The 19584-nt window shown below is 46.4% G+C and carries 17 protein-coding genes; 8 read left to right on the forward strand and 9 right to left on the reverse strand.

What is annotated here, in order from left to right:
- Positions 1-112 precede the first annotated feature (112 nt).
- Positions 113-946: a formyltetrahydrofolate deformylase gene (purU, locus tag ACJB0T_RS08050; protein ID WP_479288931.1), complete on the forward strand. Its 834-nt coding sequence runs from the start codon at positions 113-115 to the stop codon at positions 944-946.
- Between the two features lie 88 nt (positions 947-1034).
- Here the strand turns inward: purU and ACJB0T_RS08055 are convergent, their stop codons facing one another.
- Positions 1035-1631, reverse strand: coding sequence for a VOC family protein (locus tag ACJB0T_RS08055; protein ID WP_479288929.1), 597 nt, complete (start codon positions 1629-1631; stop codon positions 1035-1037).
- A gap of 175 nt (positions 1632-1806) precedes the next feature.
- On the opposite strand from ACJB0T_RS08055, the gene argS reads away from it, so the two are divergent.
- Positions 1807-3540, forward strand: a complete 1734-nt coding sequence (argS, locus tag ACJB0T_RS08060) for an arginine--tRNA ligase (RefSeq protein WP_479288927.1) — start codon at positions 1807-1809, stop codon at positions 3538-3540.
- Positions 3541-3624: 84 nt separating this feature from the next.
- Positions 3625-4053, forward strand: a complete 429-nt coding sequence (locus tag ACJB0T_RS08065; RefSeq protein ID WP_479288925.1) for an HIT domain-containing protein — start codon at positions 3625-3627, stop codon at positions 4051-4053.
- A 77-nt stretch (positions 4054-4130) separates the two neighbouring features.
- Here the strand turns inward: ACJB0T_RS08065 and ACJB0T_RS08070 are convergent, their stop codons facing one another.
- From ACJB0T_RS08070 to ACJB0T_RS08080, 3 genes are read right to left on the reverse strand one after another with little or no spacing between them, the layout of a single operon-like run.
- Entirely contained in the window at positions 4131-4361 is a 231-nt protein-coding gene (locus tag ACJB0T_RS08070) for a FeoC-like transcriptional regulator (protein ID WP_479288924.1), read from the reverse strand.
- Complete coding sequence (gene feoB / locus ACJB0T_RS08075; RefSeq protein ID WP_479288922.1) at positions 4358-6628, reverse strand: Fe(2+) transporter permease subunit FeoB; 2271 nt, start codon at positions 6626-6628, stop codon at positions 4358-4360. The genes ACJB0T_RS08070 and feoB overlap by 4 nt, the downstream gene beginning before the upstream one ends.
- Positions 6628-6855: a FeoA family protein gene (locus ACJB0T_RS08080; RefSeq protein ID WP_479288920.1), complete on the reverse strand. Its 228-nt coding sequence runs from the start codon at positions 6853-6855 to the stop codon at positions 6628-6630. The genes feoB and ACJB0T_RS08080 overlap by 1 nt, the downstream gene beginning before the upstream one ends.
- 577 nt (positions 6856-7432) lie before the next feature.
- Between ACJB0T_RS08080 and ACJB0T_RS08085 the strand changes: the two genes are divergently transcribed.
- The 3 genes from ACJB0T_RS08085 to ACJB0T_RS08095 are packed head-to-tail and all read left to right on the forward strand — an operon-like array spanning position 7433 to position 9860.
- Positions 7433-8188 carry a 5-oxoprolinase subunit PxpA gene (locus tag ACJB0T_RS08085; RefSeq protein ID WP_479288918.1) on the forward strand — a complete coding sequence of 252 codons (756 nt, stop codon included), beginning with the start codon at positions 7433-7435 and terminating at the stop codon, positions 8186-8188.
- Entirely contained in the window at positions 8185-8868 is a 684-nt protein-coding gene (pxpB, locus tag ACJB0T_RS08090) for a 5-oxoprolinase subunit PxpB (RefSeq protein WP_479288916.1), read from the forward strand. The genes ACJB0T_RS08085 and pxpB overlap by 4 nt, the downstream gene beginning before the upstream one ends.
- On the forward strand, positions 8865-9860 hold the full coding sequence (locus ACJB0T_RS08095; protein ID WP_479288914.1) for a 5-oxoprolinase subunit C family protein: 996 nt from the start codon (positions 8865-8867) through the stop codon (positions 9858-9860). The genes pxpB and ACJB0T_RS08095 overlap by 4 nt, the downstream gene beginning before the upstream one ends.
- A 9-nt stretch (positions 9861-9869) precedes the next feature.
- Here the strand turns inward: ACJB0T_RS08095 and ACJB0T_RS08100 are convergent, their stop codons facing one another.
- Both ACJB0T_RS08100 and znuA read right to left on the reverse strand, forming a co-directional pair.
- Entirely contained in the window at positions 9870-13283 is a 3414-nt protein-coding gene (locus ACJB0T_RS08100; protein ID WP_479288912.1) for a helix-turn-helix domain-containing protein, read from the reverse strand.
- A 235-nt stretch (positions 13284-13518) separates the two neighbouring features.
- Complete coding sequence (znuA, locus tag ACJB0T_RS08105; protein WP_479288910.1) at positions 13519-14403, reverse strand: zinc ABC transporter substrate-binding protein ZnuA; 885 nt, start codon at positions 14401-14403, stop codon at positions 13519-13521.
- 79 nt (positions 14404-14482) lie between these two features.
- Here znuA and znuC point away from each other — a divergent pair, with 79 nt between their 5' ends.
- Both znuC and znuB read left to right on the forward strand, forming a co-directional pair.
- Positions 14483-15271, forward strand: coding sequence for a zinc ABC transporter ATP-binding protein ZnuC (gene znuC, locus ACJB0T_RS08110; protein WP_479288909.1), 789 nt, complete (start codon positions 14483-14485; stop codon positions 15269-15271).
- The gene (gene znuB / locus ACJB0T_RS08115) at positions 15264-16049 is read left to right on the forward strand and encodes a zinc ABC transporter permease subunit ZnuB (RefSeq protein WP_479288908.1); all 786 of its coding nucleotides are present in this window, start codon (positions 15264-15266) and stop codon (positions 16047-16049) included. The genes znuC and znuB overlap by 8 nt, the downstream gene beginning before the upstream one ends.
- A gap of 107 nt (positions 16050-16156) precedes the next feature.
- Here the strand turns inward: znuB and sucD are convergent, their stop codons facing one another.
- From sucD to odhB, 3 genes are all read right to left on the reverse strand, one after another.
- On the reverse strand, positions 16157-17029 hold the full coding sequence (gene sucD, locus ACJB0T_RS08120; RefSeq protein WP_042476406.1) for a succinate--CoA ligase subunit alpha: 873 nt from the start codon (positions 17027-17029) through the stop codon (positions 16157-16159).
- Entirely contained in the window at positions 17029-18195 is a 1167-nt protein-coding gene (gene sucC, locus ACJB0T_RS08125) for an ADP-forming succinate--CoA ligase subunit beta (protein ID WP_042476405.1), read from the reverse strand. The genes sucD and sucC overlap by 1 nt, the downstream gene beginning before the upstream one ends.
- 183 nt (positions 18196-18378) lie before the next feature.
- Entirely contained in the window at positions 18379-19584 is a 1206-nt protein-coding gene (gene odhB, locus ACJB0T_RS08130; protein WP_479288907.1) for a 2-oxoglutarate dehydrogenase complex dihydrolipoyllysine-residue succinyltransferase, read from the reverse strand.

Below are 19584 nucleotides of genomic sequence, written 5' to 3' on the forward strand. Positions count from 1 at the left end.
AATCCTCATGTGAGCCCAACACAACTCAATGTTTGTGTTCGCCTAAGCATAAGACTTGGCAGCCACTCACCATCATGAGGTAACGACAATATTTTCACGGAAGCAGTAAATCATGGAAAAGAAAACCCTTCTTACGCATTGCAGCGATGCGCCTGGACTGATCTCAAAGATCACCAACATCTGTTACAAGCACCAGCTCAACATCATCCATAACAATGAGTTTGTGGATAACACCAGCGGTCATTTCTTTATGCGCACTGAGCTTGAGGGCTACTTCAACGATGAGACCTTCCTTGCTGACCTAGACCACGCTCTTCCAAAAGGCACCAAGCGTAAGCTTGTCGACTCATCTCGTAAACGCGTCGTGATTCTAGTCACCAAAGAAGCACATTGTCTTGGTGATATCTTAATGAAAAACTTTGATGGCAGCCTAAATGTCGACATTGCCGCTGTCATTGGTAACTATGACATTCTTCAAGGCTTAACAGAGAAGTTTGATATCCCATACCACTGCGTCTCTCACGAAGGTCTTAGCCGCGAAGAACATGAAACGAAAATGCTCGAAGCCATCGACCAATACGATGCTGACTATCTAGTGCTTGCCAAATACATGCGTGTGCTTACGCCAACCTTCGTTGAAAAGTATCACCATAAGATCATCAATATTCACCACAGTTTCTTACCAGCCTTTATCGGCGCGAAACCTTATCAGCAAGCTTATGACCGCGGTGTAAAAATCATTGGTGCAACGGCGCACTTTGTGACCAACGACCTAGACGAGGGGCCGATCATCAAGCAGGACGTGATTCCAGTAGACCACAACTTTAGTGCCGCCGATATGGCGCAAGCAGGTCGCGACGTTGAGAAAAACGTATTGTCGAAAGCACTCAACAAAGTGATTAACGATCACGTGTTCGTTTACGGCAACAAGACCGTGATCCTTTAGCGCTAGCTTATAGAATTATTCCTGTTAAAAAGCCCTTGTCACTGCATGTGTAAAGGGCTTTTTAGTACTCATTGCTTTCGGTAACGATCTAATCTTGCTCAGAAGCCACGATATTTTTCAAACTGTGTGGGTGTAACTTGATACAGATGTTATTGAATTTAAACGCAACTGTTGGGTTGGCCAATCGCTCCCCTTCGCCTTTCGGGCTCGATAACTTCACTTTCACACCTTGCGCTTTTGCCTTCTCAAGCTGGCTTTCAAGATCAGGGAACTTCGCATACAAGTCTTGCAAAAATACGTCTGCTGTCTGCGCCTTCGATGGCACCACAAACTCGACATGCTCCCAGTCTTCAACCGGATGTGTTTTACCAACGGCTGGGTAAGGCAACTCTAAACACTCAATCGTCCAACAGCGGGTTACTATTGGATTATCAAACTCCAGTACAATAATTGGGCGGCCATTAATTTGAGCCTCAGAGATCACTTTGCCATAGTCGAGCCATGCATAATGCGCCGCTTTTGCCAACTCACCATCGTTGATACGCAGCGCAATGTGATCGGCTTGATAAGCAGATAAATCGATAGCTAATAGGCTGCACAAAGCCTGAATATTATCCAGAAAATCATCGATTTTATTCAACATTGCAGAAGGCACTAGACCTTTTTCTAAAAGGGTTTGTTGCATTTTTTCGTGCTCACTTTGGTCATCAAACGCCAAATAGTAGCAGGATTGAGCTAGAATCAGAAAAAATACAAACTTTCCCCCTAGGTGAGCGGCGCTAAAGTTGCTATTATGTGCGCCAATTTACTAGATTAAATCCAATTCCAAGAATTGAAGCCAAGTTTTGAAGGAAATGCGTGTGAATATCCAAGCACTGATCAACGACAAAGTATCTCAGGCTCTTGAAGCCGCTGGCGCACCTGCAGGCAGTCCTGCGGCTGTTCGCCAATCAGCAAAACCACAGTTTGGTGACTACCAAGCAAACGGTGTCATGGGCGTTGCTAAGAAGTTGGGCACTAATCCACGAGAATTCGCGCAAAAAGTTCTGGACGTTTTGGACCTAGATGGAATTGCTAGCAAAACTGAAATTGCAGGTCCTGGTTTTATCAACATCTTCCTAAGCGAAGAGTTTCTCGCTCAGCAAGCTGATGAAGCACTTGCAGACGCTCGCCTAGGTGTCGCGACACAAGCTCAACAAACCATCGTTGCTGACTACTCTGCACCAAACGTAGCTAAAGAAATGCACGTTGGTCACCTGCGTTCAACCATCATCGGTGATGCGGTTGTTCGTACTCTTGAGTTCCTTGGCCACAAGGTTGTTCGTGCAAACCACATCGGTGACTGGGGTACTCAGTTCGGTATGCTTATCGCAAACCTAGAGCGCGTTCAAAAAGAGTCTGGTGAAGTTTCAATGGAACTTTCTGATCTAGAGGCCTTCTACCGTGAATCTAAAAAGCTTTACGATGAAGACGAAGAGTTCGCAGTACGCGCTCGTAACTACGTAGTTAAACTGCAAAGTGGTGATGAGTTCTGCGCTGAGATGTGGAAGAAACTGGTTGATATCACTATGATTCAAAACCAGCGTAACTACGACCGTCTAAACGTATCACTCACTCGTGAAGACGTTATGGGCGAGAGCATGTACAACGACATGCTTCCAGCTATCGTAAAAGATCTTCAAGAAAAAGGCCTAGCGGTTGAAGATGACGGCGCACAAGTTGTATTCCTAGATGAATACAAAAACAAAGATGGTGAGCCAATGGGCGTTATCATCCAAAAACGCGATGGCGGCTTCCTATACACCACCACTGATATCGCATGTGCTAAGTACCGTTACGAACAGCTAGGCGCTGATCGCGTACTTTACTTTATCGATTCACGTCAGCATCAGCACCTTCAGCAAGCGTGGACTATCGTTCGCAAAGCCGGCTACGTGCCAGAGTCAACGACGCTTGAGCACCATGCGTTCGGTATGATGCTAGGTAAAGATGGTCGTCCATTTAAAACACGTGCTGGCGGCACTGTTCGTCTTGCGGATCTTCTAGATGAAGCTATCGAGCGTGCAAACGCGCTTATCGAGTCGAAGAACCCGGAACTTGCTAGCGAAGAGAAAGCAAACATCGCGAACACAGTTGCTATGGCAGCGGTTAAATACGCAGACCTTTCTAAGCACCGTACCACGGACTACGTGTTCGACTGGGACAACATGCTTGCGTTCGAAGGTAACACAGCACCATACATGCAGTACGCTTACACGCGTGTAGCCTCTGTATTTGCTAAAGCTGGTGTATCTATGGATGAGCTTACTGGCGACATCAAGATCACTGACGAAAAAGAGAAAGCACTGGTTGCTAAGCTTCTGCAATTTGAAGAAGCGGTTGAGTCTGTGGCTCGTGAAGGTCAGCCTCACATCATGTGTAGCTACCTATTCGAACTAGCAGGTCAATTCTCTAGCTTCTACGAAGCATGTCCAATCCTAGTTGCAGAAGACGAAGCGGTTAAGCAAAGCCGTCTACGTCTAGCTGCACTGACTGCTAAGACGATCAAACAAGGTCTTGAGCTACTGGGTATCGAGACACTAGAAAGAATGTAATTTGTTGAATTACCGTTCATAATAGAAGGCGAGATGCGTAAGCAGCTCGCCTTTTTTGTATCCCGTTTAATGTGAGCAACTGCAATGAGCTTTGAACTGCACCCGCAACTAAAAAAAGACACCACCCTACTTGGTGAATTTCCATTGAGTCTGGCGCTACTGCACCGTGACAACTCCGTACCTTGGGTTATCCTCGTCCCGAAAAAAGCAGACCTAACTGAACTGCATCACCTGCCAATGCAAGAGCAGCAGCAATTCTTGATTGAGTCAGAAGTAGTTAACTTGGCGCTAGAGGCACTGTTCACTCCAGACAAACTCAATTTCGGCGCGCTGGGAAATATGGTACCGCAACTGCATGTTCACCATATTGTAAGATATAAAGATGACTTGGCGTGGCCTGGGCCACTTTGGGGTAATGCAAAAGGTGAGTATCGCAGCAATGACGAGCAACAAGGTTTGGCTGAACGCATCCAAGCACAACTTTTGAATAGTGAGCTGTTCAAAAAGGCGTAATTGTTCAGACGTACTTAAACATCACCCAATAAAAAGCTCCGACAGTGTCGGAGCTTTTTGCTATTACCTTTTTAACGCTACATGGTTACGTTCAAAGAGAGGCTATCTGTCTGATTCACATGATACCTCACACGAACCACCTGACCTTTCTTATCACAGTCTTCCGTCCTTGAAAGCTTTCCTTTTCGAATCCAGACCGCCAGCATCGCATCCACACCATCCTCACTAAGAGCAAACTGCTTTGCTAAGTCCTGACGACTTACGCCTGGGTTTTCTTCAATGTGTGCTTTCAACTGGAACAGGATCATACCACTTGGATCTCCAGCTCGGTCTGTTTCTTACCTTGGCTTTTAAGCAATTTCCAGACGATGGCACAAATAGCTAAGATAGCGGCAATCCATGCTGCACTGGTCATTGGGTGCTGAGCAAAGTGAGTCACTTGGTAGTACAGCGTTGCACCGCCGTAGGCTAGACCCATAGTCCACACTGCAATAAAGCGCGCGTACTTTTGACCAAATTCTTTAACGTAAGCCCCCATCGCTGCGACACATGGCGTGTACAGCAAGATGAAGATAAGGTAAGCAAACGCGGCATTACTCGTGACAAAGTAACCTTTCAAGTTACCAAAAATAGAGCTATCGACTTCTTGATCTTCCGCTACTGCAGATGAGTCAGACAAGTCACCGACATCAACACCTAGCGGATCAGAGTAGCTGAGGTCTGCTAGGTTCGCTGGAATTGACTCGACCGCTTCTTGAAGGCTTGCAAATAAATCGTATTCACCCTCTTCACCTTCGCTTGAGGTGTAAAGGCTATTTAATGTACCCACTACTGCTTCTTTCGCAAAAATACCGGTAATAATACCCACGGTTGCAGGCCAGTTGTCTTGCTGAACACCCATAGGCGCAAACACTGGCGTTACTACTTGAGCTGCTTTCGATAAAACAGAGTTTTCGCTGTCTTCGTTACCAAATGAGCCATCAGTACCCACTGAGTTTAGGAAACTTAGAATGGTCACGACCAAAACAATGGTTTTACCCGCGCCCAATACAAAGCGCTTTAGCTTTTGCCATGTTTTGATCATCACGTTTTGGAATGTCGGCAATTCATAGTCAGGCATCTCCATCACTAGGCTGTCACTCGAGCCTGGGTAAATGGTGTGCTTGAGCACTAAGCCTGTGAAAACAGCGGCAACAATACCAAGTAGGTAAAGTGCAAACACGACATTCTGGCCACTTTCTGGGAAAAACGCCGCTGCAAACAGTGCGTATACTGGCAGTCTAGCGCCACAAGACATAAACGGCGCCATAGACGCAGCGAGTTTACGCTCACGCTCTTGGTCTAGTGTACGTGTCGCCATAATCGAAGGCACGTTACAGCCGAAACCAAGAACCAGCGGTACAAACGCTTTACCCGGAAGGCCGATTTTTTGCATCACTTTATCAAGCACAAACGCTGCGCGTGACATGTAACCAGAGCTCTCTAGTACTGCTAGGAACAAATACAGTGCTGCGATTACAGGAATGAATGTCGCTACCGTTTGGATACCACCGCCAACACCATCAGCAATAAGCGTCACTAACCAAACTGGTAAATGGTCATCAAGAAGGTAGTGTCCACCATCAACCAATAACGCACCGACACCGATATCGAAGAAATCGATGAAAGCACTGCCTATGTTGATAGAGAACATGAACATGAGATACATGACCACGAAGAAGAAAGGAACGCCGACATACTTATTGAGAATGAAGCCATCCACTTTTTCCGTAAAGCTACGGCTCAGCTTGCCTTCGCTGCGACGCAGTTTCTTACACTGCTCGTGTAAATAAGTATATTTGGTATCAGCCACTTGCAGGTCAATATCCACACCAGTTTGATTGCCCGCTAGCGCGATTTCATCTCTTTGCTCTGACGATAGTGCATTAAGCACCATCACGTCATTTTCTAGGCCGCGAATCGCCAGCGCGCGTGGGCTTACGGATTCCGAAGCAAAGATAGGCTCTACTTGAGCAATCGCCTGCTCCATCTCAGCACCGTAATTGATACTGAGTGCATCAAGAGTCAGCCCTTGAACAACGGTTTTGTGCAAACGCTCTTTTAGTGCGCGAACCTGATCTTTGTCAGTAGCAGATAATGTCATCACTGGACAACCCAGCGCTTTCTCAAGCCCTGCAATGTCCAACTTAATACGTTCTCTTTTTAGCGCATCCATCTTGTTGAGCACAACGACCATTGGGCGGCCAAGCTCGCGAAGCTGAAGGGTCATATAAAGGCTGCGCTCTAGACTCGTCGCATCGACCACGTTGATGAGCAGATCTGCTGGATGAGTAAGAACCGCTCTTGACGCAATCGATTCATCGATACTGTTACCATCGTTGCCGCTGTCTAGGGCATAGATACCCGGCAGATCAGTCAGTTCGAACTGATCTCCGGCATGCGTGTATTGACCGGTTTTCTTTTCAACCGTTACACCTGCCCAGTTGCCCACCTGCTGCTTGGCACCAGTCAATCCATTGAACAAGGTTGTTTTGCCGCTATTTGGATTACCTACAGTAAGAATGGTGTAGTTCATTATGCAGGCTCCACTTCGATTGATTGTGCAATCGCTTGGCGAACGGCCAACGAGACACCACGCACTTCAATTTGTAATGGGTCGCCCATTGGTGCGCGTCGAATCACTGTTACTTCTGTATTCGGCAATAATCCCATTACCATCAATTTTTTACGGACATCACTCGATAGTCCCGTCAACGCAGTGATCTTTCCACTGCTTCCTATGTTCAAATCAGCAAGCTTCATCTTATTCACCCAAACTATAATTGGTAATGAGAAATATTAACATTAACAGTAATTTTAAAGGCGTAACCTTATTCTCCGCATTGCGCTATGTCAATTTAAACCGGATTGCAAACGTATTATTTGTCAAAACATGTCCGTCAATTACGTCAAAATATCGACAAAAACTTCATCCTCGTGACAAAACAATGACACAAATCGAACCTGAATAAATATAAAACTCATAAAATACAACGCGTTATGTATAAAAAATTAAAATGTCGGGATTCTCATGATAAGTTGCCGTTTTTTTTATAAGGAAATTAAGTCGAATTACTTATAGTTAATCCCAACAGAGCAACCTGCTCCTGTTAATCGAAATTCCAGAGGTGATGTGGGCGACCACATCACTCCGGCAGCAAGCGAAGGTGTCATTGACACCCGCGGTATGGTCCCCCGGCTATGCCGCGATTTTTTTTGCATGCTCCAAACTGCCTCACAAATCCTCTGCTGACAAATTGTAAATCCCCTCCCCTAAAGACATAATCTTTTACTAAATAACCTTAAATTTCAGCTAAACGCGGAACAAGGATGCGACCTTATGTTGACGTTAAATGGGGATGTCGGAGAAAGTTTTGGCCATTGGGGTATGGGTGATGATGTCAATCTCATCCCTCTACTGAATATGGCAAACATCGCTTGTGGTTTTCACGCCTCCGATCCAGAGCACATGTCTAAGACCGTTGCATTGTGTCTCAAACACAAAGTCACTATCGGCGCGCATCCCGGCTATCCCGACTTACAAGGGTTTGGCCGTCGCTCAATGACGATGGAGAGCAATTCACTCACCCAATCGGTGCTGTATCAAGTTGGTGCGCTTAAGGCGATAGCCGAGCATCAAGAAGGGACAGTGAACTACATCAAACCTCATGGCGCGCTCTATAACGACATGATGTCCTCCGCCAAGGTGTTTGAAGCTCTCTTGTCAGCAGCACAATCACTCAGTTTACCGCTAATGATCTTAGCAACCACGGAGCATGTGCGTCATCAAGCGCTTGCAGCAGATTATGGAGTATCGCTTATCTTAGAGGGTTTTGCTGACCGCAATTACTTGACCTCAGGCCTTTTGGCACCGCGAAGTATGGAAAATGCTGTTCTGCATCAGCAAGATCAGATTTTGACACAAGCCGATGCATTTATTACCCGTAAACCCATTAAGACTCTCGATGGGGAACCACTCACTCTCGCCATCGACACACTATGCGTTCATGGTGATAACCAAGCATCAATTGATGTGGCAAGGGCGCTGCGTATCCGTATTGATAGCGCTCAAGCAGTAGGTGGAGGTAAACAGTGAGCAAGCCTTCGATATCTCCGGTGGGTGAATCGGCCATTCTGCTTGATTTTGGTCACAAGATTGACCTTGATTTGCCTTATCTCATTGGGCAGTACACTGTCATGATAAAACAAGCCTTTGCAAGTACACTCGTCAACTGTACCCCTTCTTACACAAGCCTGCTGATCGAGTTTCATCCTATATACTGTACAGCAGAAGCACTTACCCACTATATTCAAAGCCTTAATCTTACTGATAAGCCGCCTTTAGGTAATGTGAACACCAAAACCCTCCCTACTTATTACGCTACCGAGGTGGCACCTGATTTGGCGTCACTTGCTCGGCACTGCTCTCTAAGCCTCGATGAGGTCATATCTCTGCACACCGGGTCCACATATACAGTCTGTGCTATTGGTTTTACGCCTGGTTTTGCTTTTCTCGCAGAGCTGCCAAAAGCACTGCATATGCCAAGACATCAAACACCACGCACTCGGGTGCGCAAAGGGAGTGTTGGTATTGCCAACAATCAGACGGCAGTTTATCCCAGTGATACTCCCGGAGGCTGGCAAATCATCGGTAACTGCCCACTAACTTTATTTAACAAAACCTCGCCAGAGCAGTCATTGCTGAGTGTTGGTGACAAAGTGCGGTTCGAGCCAATTGACCACGGTACATTCTTGAGCCTTGGAGGTAAGCAATGAGTGCACTCGTCGTAATGAACACGCGACACCACGTCACCACACAAGATTTAGGGCGCACTAATGCCTCTCACTACGGATTGACTCAAGGCGGCGCTGCGGATTGGCATGCGCATTGTTGGGGGCAAAAGTTACTGGGCAATCCAATGAACGCAACCAGCCTAGAAATTGTTTTAGGTCGGGTTAAGTTTCGCGCCAACCAAGACTTAACCTTGGTACTGACAGGGGCAGATTGTCTGGCAGAACGTCATTCGCCACAACACATTGTTGCTGATCTGATTCAAAGTTGGCGCCCTTTTAGTTTGAAGAAGGGCCAAGAACTACACCTTAAAGTGCCCCGCAGCGGCTGTCGAAGTTACCTATCTGCATTAGGAGGTTTCGCGATTGAGCCTTTCCTCGGCAGTACTTCAACAGTAGAACGTGACGGTGTAGGAGGTTTGAATCCAGGACAACCACTCGCGTGCGGTGACAGCTTAGCCATCAATCTATGTTTATCTGAAAAAACATGCTTATCTGAAAACTTAACCGACCTTCAACATCACGCTGAACCTCTTATTCCCAGAAGCGCGCTTCCGAGTTATGTAGGCGTAAGAACCTTGCACTTACTCCCCTGTTTCCAGTTTCAAAATTTTGACAACGCGCTAAGAGATGCTCTATTAGACCAAGTTTATACCGTATCTGCGCAGAGTAACCGGATGGGGGTAAGGCTCGAGTCCAGTAATAGTAAATCTATTCATCTAGCTCAAGCGCAGCCCTCATTGATTTCAGAAGGGATCATATCCGGCTCAGTGCAAATACCACCAGATGGCAACCCTATTATTATGCTTAGCGATCATCAAACCTTAGGTGGCTATCAAAAGCTAGGCGTGGTTGCCTTTCGTGACCTATCAAAAGCCGCGCAGCTAAGACCAGGGGAGAAACTTCGCTTTAAACTCAGCACCTTGGCTCTCGAACGTTTGAAGCAACAGGCATTCTATCGCTACTTTGAGCTTTAGATTTCATATCTAGTCGCTCTCAGTCATGTCCATCATGGCAAATTTGGACGGTGGTACGCCAAAATAGACTTTAAAGCGCTGAGAGAAATAGGAAGGATCGTTAAAGCCGCAAGCAAAAGCAACTTCTGAAACTTTTTCCCCTTGAAGTAGCATCTCACACGCTTTTTCCATCCGGACATCAGTGAGGTAGTCGGTAAAGGTACTCTCAAACTTAGACTTGAAACGTCTTTGGAAGCTCCGCTCAGATATAAATAACGCTCTGGCTGCTGATGCGGTACTAAACTCGGCATCATGATACTGCTCCGCCACCAGCTGGGTGACTTGCCGTTTCCACTGTTCATGTTTGTCCAGCTTGACTACATGACTCTCTTTTTCATTAGCCAAACTCACCAATGATTTCTCGGTTTCAAGAGGCGCCTTTATTGATTGTGAAGGCATTTTTTCTGTTGACTGCTGAATAGACAACATCCAGCGCAAAGTGAGACGATTAGCGTTTCCACGTTCAACCGGTTGAAGCTCTCCGCCAGAACGATGAATGTGGGATGGTAGGCTCGAAGGACTGAAATCGAGCTGACTTTCTTTCACATCAAATGATTGAGTTGCGCTCTGGGAGTTAAAGTTGGGCAATGGTAGCCCATTATCCTCAAAAGTAACATTTAGCTTACTGCCATCATCATCTACGGTGATGCTGATCACTTGCCCGCGTACCATTCTACGCAATGCATTAGCGATGATAGAGTTGAAAATGATGTCGAGATTACAGGTATCCAATACCACATTGTCACTGCTTGCCAACAGCTTTAGATCTACTTTTATCCCGTAACTATCTAGCTCTTTTCTCCAAGCGTCGACAGTGAAATTGAGCACACTGGACACTGAACACACCAATGGATAGGAGCTTTGCTCATCAAAAATGGCTTTTACGTTGTCTAAACCATCAAAGCTCGCTACGGAGTTTGAACTCAAGCTAGACAAGGATTCAAGTTTAAAGTTGGCGCTATGCTGCGCTGCTTGCTCAACCAACTCTTGTATCAATTGCTGTCGAATTTTAAACGCTTTACGTAATTGCTGATTATTACCCACTAACACACGACTTTGATGCTGTAGCTGTTCAGTCTTCAACGCGACTTGTGTTTTAAGCGAGCGGTTCATAAAACGAATCCGTCGCGAGCGCCAATAAATCACCGCACCGACCAATATTAGACTGGTAATCGCTATCAACAAGTAGAACATACCTGTCATATACCAAGGGGTACTAACCTGATAACTAAACGGAATCCCCGCTCCGGAATTGGTATACCCTTTTACGGCAACTTCTATAGTGTGTAGCCCGGGAGTGGGTTTATCGATATTGAGCTGAAAGCCTTGCATGTCTTGCCAGCTACCATCTCGGGTTCGATACACGAGACTGTGCGCTTGAGCTGAAGGCCATAAACTAAACTGAATCGCTACCGAATCGCCATAACCAACATTAGGAATAGTATCTTGAACATCCCCAAGATGACGGGCGGTATTGCTCACCGACACTTGAGATATCAATACGCTAGGCGTTGGCACGGGGTTATCAAGGATACGCTTTGGATCAAACTCTACAATGCCATAGCGTGAACCTATTACAATAGATTGACTCTGCTCACTGTACGCACAACTACCGTTGATAAACTCGTTACTGATAACGCCGTATGGAGCGCCCAAGTGGCTGACAATCTCACCCGTGCCCGTGTACGAGGTAAGACCGGCAGAGCTCACTAACCAGAAAACACCGTCGCTTTGAGTAACACATACCGGGCGGGTACTATCTTGAAACAAATCCAATCTTGTGAACAACTTATCTTGATCATCATACAAAAACGCGCCGTAACTACTCGCAGCCCAAATTCGATTCTCATCGGCGACCAACTCTGTGACACTACCAAATGGTGCACTGGCGCCGATATAACGGCTGCGCCCTTCATCGATGATATATAAGCCGTGGTCAGTACCGATAAGCGTTTTATTCTCGCTCAACGCATATATTTCGGTTACTTTAGCCGGTAAGTGCTCACTGACGATCCAGTTATCGCCATAGTCATTGACTCGTTCAGTTTCAATATTAAAACTGAGTAACCGGAGTCCGTCGCTAAGCCAAAGTGTATTCCCACTACCAAGAGAAATGTGTTCTACTTGTGCGGGCATTTTATCGACTTTTTGCCTCATGGCGGTGATTTGATAAGCATTGAGGTCAAGGTGCATTAAGCCTCGCTCTGTCGCTATCCAGAGCTGCTGCTCTTGTTGTGCCAGCGAAGAGACTTTCCCCCAATAAATCATTGTAGACTCGCCCTCGTCATCGACGGCATAGAGTGCGCTGCTTGTGATAACCCAATATCCTCCGAGCGGATTGTCCATCACCTCAAGCTTAGGCTCAAGGCGATTAAGGTTTTCGTCAATCGAGACCGAAATACGCTCAAAGAACTTGCCATACTCTGAGAAATAGCGAACACCGTTGTTTGTGGCAATCCACATCCCAAGTGCACCATCTGCAACTAATGCATAGATCTTGTCTCCGGCTAAACCAAACTCATCAAGAGGGTTGAACTCGACCTGTTCAAGAGCAAGTGTGCTGCGTTCAAGCCAATACAAGCCTTGCTCAGTACCTATCCAAAAATGACTCTCTGTACTTTCTAAAGAGAGGACATGCTGACCAAGGGGGAAGAAGGAGCGAAGCATCGGTTCATCAATGGGATATACCTCAACGCCAGAGTGATAACCTATCACTAGACGATTTGATTCTGGCTCAAGCAACAATGTAGAAATTGCGCCACGATGCACGGTCCCAACATACTCTAACTCTCCATAATGCCATCGGTATAAACCGACATTGGTGCCGATGTACCATGCTCCCCGGGTTTCTATCGCGGCAGTAATTTTCACCCCGACTCCACCGTAAAAACGCTCAAAGTCATCCATTGAGATAATTTCAAACCTCGATGGATGCTCATTTCCGAGATACACCTGACTGTCAGTTGAAAACCAAACGTACTCTCCAGCATGACCAAGAGATTGAATGTGTTCAGTTAATTTTGTTGTAAATACTTGATTAACTTCCCCAAGTGGCTGCTGCGAAAACAGTTTATTCGCTTTGGCATACCAAAATTGTCCTCGAAAAAAAGTCACGTCGTTATTATCAAACGCCAGGTTGTCGAGCTCGATAAAACGGGTACCGTCATAAAAACGGACGCGATTATGTACATCGATAGACCATAGTCCACCTTCTACACCAGGAAACAATTGCTTAGCGGCTAAAAACTGACCATTGGCTTGCAGTGAAAGTGGATAAAACACGGGAGGCAGCGGTTTACTGACACTCGCTAGCGGAGCGATCAGCAGCGATAACGTGAACAATAACGGGGCACAGCTCAGGATCTTACGCACGCGTGAGAGCATGCTGGTCGTTATATGGCCAACAGCAAAATCAAAACAGCGTGATAAGGAAGCAGAAAAAATCAAAAGAAGCCCAGTTAATTTGCATCGATAAATATCGTAAATTTACTGGATTTGTGCGGGTTATGAAAGAAAAAAGGTCACGTAAACCATCTAAATGGCTCATTGGTCACAAGCAAAACTCAACCAAACACACATAAAACCTTGTTGTTCAGGCTGAGCTTTGCTTGGCTGATACCTACTGTGCTAAACAGCGACTAAAGCTATTTGCCATCGACTTCAGGAATACAAAGTAGCTACCATCTTCAACCGGAATATCACTACCTAGTGGATCAAGTTGTCCAACTTTTGTGCCAGTGCCTCGGGTCACCGAGTTCACTACGGCTGGTGTAAATTGTGGTTCGGCAAAAACACACTTTACTTGTTGTTCACGCAATGTGGTTTTAATGGAGATTAACGTTTTGGCACCTGGTTTACGTTCTGGGCTTACCGTGAAGTGGCCAAGGTTGTTCATTTTAAAGAATTCTTCATAGTAACCATAGGCATCATGAAACACGTAATAACCTTGGTCTTGTATTGGCTCAAGCTTAACGTGGATCTCTTCAATGGTTTTATCCAAGGTGCGTTCGAAAGCGGCCAGCTTTTCTTGGTACGCTGCTTTGTTTTCCGGGTCAATAGATTGAAGCTTGACTGAAATAGCACGCGCAACTTGACGACTTTGCTCTGGACCGAGCCAAACATGAGGGTCAAAACTACCGTGATCATGACCTTCGTGACCATGATCGTGACCATCACCGCCATACTCTCGAAAGGACAGACCTTCGATGTTTTGTACTGCAAGTGAGTTTGCGTTGCCTTCTACTGACTTAGCTAAAAAGGTTTCAAGATCTCCGCCAAACCAAACAACAACCTCACTATCGCGGATTTTTTTCACATCCGATGGCTTAAGTGCATAGTCGTGAGGGGATGCGTTCGCGTTAAGAATCGACGAGGTAGACTGCCCTTCGATGATCAACTCATGGGAGATCATCTCAAAAGGCTTTATACTATTCAGCACTTGCAGTGCTTGCGCTTGAAACGAAAGCAGTGAAGTAAGTGCTACAACTGGAATGTAACGATACATAGGGCTTAAAATCCTTCTGGCTTGCAATAGCTCAGAATGTTACATTATAACAAGACGTAATTGCAAATGAGTTCTATTCATGTCCGAACTGATTACACTCGACCAAGTCTCTGTCGAGTTCAGTAAACGAAAGGTTCTAGATAACATTAGCTTAACCATTAGCCGAGGGGAAATTTTAACCCTCATAGGTCCTAATGGTGCTGGTAAATCGACCTTAGTCAAAGTCATTCTTGGGTTACAAAAGCGCTATAAAGGTTCGATTCGCCGCGCTAACAAGCTCAAAATTGGCTATGTACCGCAAAAACTAAAACTTAACGATTCCTTGCCACTGAACGTTGAGCGCTTTCTCGCACTTGCGGGAAAATACAGTGCACAGGAGCGATTAGACGCGCTGAAGCTTGTCGGCGCTGAGCATCTAATCTCCAGCAACATGCATCAATTATCCGGTGGGGAAACCCAGCGAGTGCTCCTGGCACGCGCTCTATTGCATCGCCCTGATATTTTGGTTCTTGATGAACCAGCACAAGGAGTAGATGTTCAAGGCCAAATCGATCTGTACGAACTTATTGATGCACTTAGGCATCGTTTCAACTGTGCGGTATTTATGGTATCCCACGACTTGCATCTAGTTATGGCAAAATCTGACAACGTGATTTGTCTTCATCACCATATTTGCTGCCAAGGAACACCGCAAACTGTCAGTCGTCACCCTTCATACATAGCGCTGTTTGGCAGTGCAACCCAAGAAACACTGGCTTTCTATCAACATCAGCACGTCCATCACCATCATGATTTGGCAGGTGATCCTGTTGAAGGTAGTGCTTCACAATGTTCACATCATAAACATGGGCACTCTCATCATGATTGAGTTTTTGCTTCCATCCATTATCGCTGGCATTGGAATCGCTTTGATCGCGGGTCCACTGGGCTCGTTTGTTGTTTGGCGAAGAATGGCCTACTTTGGCGATACACTTGCCCATGCTTCTTTAATGGGGCTTGCGCTTGGTTTCTTGTTTGATATCAACCTGTACTTTGCACTGGTTATTTGCTGTATGGCATTAGCCGTTATTCTGGTCACGCTGCAAAAGCAGCAGCTCGTGGCGACGGACACACTGCTCGGTATCCTTGCGCATAGTGCACTGTCACTAGGTTTGGTCGCTGTCAGTTTTCTCGATAACGTCCGCGTTGACTTAATGAGCTATTTGTTTGGCGATCTTCTGGCAGTCTCACCAACTGATCTTATTTACATCTACGCTGGCGTGACTCTCATCGGCGCTTTGCTATTCGTATTTTGGCGACCACTACTTTCTACGACAGTAAACGAAGATCTGGCGGCTGTAGAGGGCGTGAATGTTGACCTAATGCGCTTGGTTATTATGTTGATGGTCGGCCTGGTCATCGCCATTGGTATGAAGTTTGTCGGTGCGCTGATTATGACTTCACTGCTTATCATTCCGGCAGCCACTGCTCGCAAGTTCACCACCACTCCTGAACAAATGGCCTTCACCGCCTCCGCGATTGGTATTGTGTCGGTGTTTTGTGGACTCAGTCTATCTTGGTTTTACGACACACCAGCGGGACCATCAGTAGTGATTAGCGCTGCTGGCTTTTTCTTACTTGCTCAGCTTGTGCCTTCTAGAGACTAAAGCCGAATTTATTCATAAACACAAACAAAAAGCTCCGATCGTAAGACCGGAGCTTTTTCATTTTGTTTTTAACTCTATTATTTCAAACCAAGAGTTAATGTGAGCCATTACCAACCGGTAATTTCACGTAGACCTTTACCGATGTCAGCAAGGCTCTTAACCGTCTTAACACCAGCCGCCTCAAGCGCAGCGAACTTGTCTTCCGCTGTACCTTTACCGCCAGAGATGATTGCACCAGCGTGACCCATACGTTTACCTGGAGGCGCTGTAACACCTGCAATGTAAGAGACAACCGGCTTAGTGACGTTTTCTTTGATGAATGCTGCCGCTTCTTCTTCCGCTGTACCGCCGATCTCACCGATCATAACGATAGCTTCAGTCTCTGGATCTTGTTCGAACAGCTTCAGGATATCGATGAAGTTTGAACCTGGGATTGGGTCACCACCAATACCTACACATGTAGACTGACCAAAACCTTCATCTGTTGTCTGCTTAACCGCTTCGTACGTAAGCGTACCTGAACGAGATACGATGCCCACTTTACCTTTCTTGTGGATATGGCCTGGCATGATACCGATCTTACACTCATCAGGAGTGATAACGCCTGGACAGTTTGGACCAATCATCACAACACCTGCTTCATCTAGGCGTACTTTAACGTCTAGAAGATCAAGTGTAGGAATACCTTCTGTGATAGTTACGATAAGCTTGATACCTGCATCAATCGCTTCAAGAATCGCATCTTTACAGAAAGGAGCTGGTACATAGATAACTGACGCCGTTGCACCCGTCACTTCAACCGCTTCACGTACTGTATTGAATACCGGTAAGCCTAGGTGCGTTTGACCACCTTTACCCGGAGAAACACCGCCAACCATTTGCGTGCCGTAAGCAATAGCTTGCTCTGAGTGGAACGTACCTTGACCACCAGTGAAGCCTTGGCAGATAACTTTTGTATCTTTATTAATTAGTACAGACATTATTTGCCCTCCGCTGCAGCAACTACTTTTTCCGCTGCTTCTGTTAGCGAGCTTGCAGCAATGATATTCAGACCACTTTCCGCGAGTTTTTGTGAACCTAGAGGTGCATTGTTACCTTCTAGACGAACAACAACTGGTACTTCAACACCTACTTCTTCAACCGCACCAATGATGCCGTCAGCGATTAGGTCACAACGTACGATACCACCGAAGATGTTAACCAGTACCGCTTTCACGTTGCTGTCAGATAGGATGATCTTAAACGCTTCTGTTACACGCTCTTTGGTTGCGCCGCCACCTACATCAAGGAAGTTAGCTGGCTGACCGCCGTGTAGGTTTACGATGTCCATCGTACCCATTGCAAGGCCTGCGCCGTTAACCATACAGCCGATGTTACCATCTAGTGCTACATAGTTAAGTTCCCACTGAGCCGCGTGCGCTTCACGCTCATCTTCTTGCGAAGGATCGTGCATTTCACGAAGTTTTGGCTGACGGTAAAGTGCATTTGAGTCGATGTTGATCTTGCCATCGAGACATAAAAGGTTGCCTTCGCCAGTGATAACCAGTGGGTTGATTTCTAGCAGCGCAAGGTCGTACTGAGCAAACATGTTGCCTAGACCCATAAAGATTTTTACGAACTGCTTGATTTGGTCGCCTTCAAGACCAAGTTTGAACGCAAGCTCGCGGCCTTGGTAAGCTTGTGGGCCAACGAGCGGATCGATCGCCGCTTTGTGAATCAGTTCCGGTGTCTCTTCCGCCACTTTTTCAATTTCAACACCGCCTTCTGTTGATGCCATAAACACGATGCGACGTGTTGCGCGGTCAACCACTGCACCAAGGTACAGCTCATTAGCGATGTTAGATGCTTCTTCAACTAGAATTTTAGTCACTGGTTGACCGTTCGCATCTGTTTGGTAAGTCACTAGGTTTTTACCTAGCCACTTCTGAGCAAATTCTTTAACACCATCTTTGGTGTCGTGAAGTTCCACGCCGCCCGCTTTACCGCGGCCACCAGCGTGAACCTGACATTTAACTACTTTCTTTTCAGTACTGATACGACCAGCAGCTTCGAACGCTTCCTGTGGGGTGTCACATGCGTAGCCTTCTGGTACAGGCAATCCGAATTCTGCAAACAGCTGTTTGGCTTGATATTCATGCAAATTCATTGTGCGATTCCATTTGTTATATCCCTGAGGGATTTTTTATTTCCATATACCGATTGTCGGTACGTCTGTAGGAGTACTCGTTAGAGTCGCCTCTTGTGGGCTTACTAAGGAGCTAGACGTTGAGCCAGTCTAGCTCCATTTATTTTGGACGTCTATACATCCAAAATAAAAAACAACGCTTGGTTACACATCTAGTAGCAGACGTGCTGGATCTTCCAGTAGTTCTTTGATTGTCACCAAGAAGCCTACTGACTCACGACCATCGATCAAACGGTGGTCATAAGATAGAGCTAGGTACATCATAGGTAGGATTTCTACTTTGCCATCTACCGCCATTGGACGCTCTTGGATCTTATGCATTCCCAAGATAGCCGCTTGTGGTGGGTTGATGATTGGCGTAGACATCAATGAACCAAACACACCGCCGTTAGTGATGGTGAAGTTACCACCTGTCAGCTCTTCAACGGTTAGCTTGCCGTCACGACCTTTGATTGCCAGCTCTTTAATACCTTTTTCAACGTCAGCAAAACCTAGCGAGTCACAGTCTTTTAGTACTGGTGTCACTAGGCCACGCGGCGTAGATACCGCCATGCTGATATCAAAGTAGTTGTGGTAAACAATGTCATCACCGTCGATAGACGCGTTCACTTCTGGGTAGCGTTTTAGCGCTTCAGTAACAGCTTTCACGTAGAAAGACATAAAACCAAGGCGAATGCCATGACGCTCTTCGAACTGGTCTTTGTATTGCTTACGAAGATCCATGATTGGCTTCATGTTCACTTCGTTAAACGTCGTTAGCATCGCTGTGCTGTTCTTCGCTTCAAGTAGACGCTCTGCAACACGTTTACGTAGACGAGTCATTGGCACACGCTTCTGGCTGCGAGCCAGTACTGGAGCCTCTGGCGCCTGTGCTTCAGCTTGTGGTGCTGCCTTCGCTGCTGCTAGGTGCGCTTCGATGTCTTCACGAGTGATTCGACCGCCAACGCCAGTACCTTTCACGTCTGATGCTTGAAGATCGTTCTCAGCCAGCAAACGGCGAACCGCAGGGCTCAGAGCGTCGTTCGACTCTTCCGTTAGCGCAGCTTTATGACGTTTATCTGGAGATGCTTCAGTAGACTCAGTGGTGTCCGTCGTCGGTTCACCAGCAACTGCACCTGGCTTAAGCTTAGCAATCAGCTGCTTAGACAGTACTGTTGCACCTTCTTCTTCGATAATTTCTTCAAGAACGCCCTCTTCTGGCGCTGGTACTTCAAGAACTACTTTATCGGTTTCGATATCAACGATAACTTCATCACGCGCTACCGCTTCGCCTGGTTTCTTGTGCCACGTTGCGACGGTCGCGTCTGCAACTGATTCAGGTAAGTCTGGAACCAGAATTTCAATAGTCAT

Source organism: Vibrio sp. CB1-5, assembly GCF_059412285.1.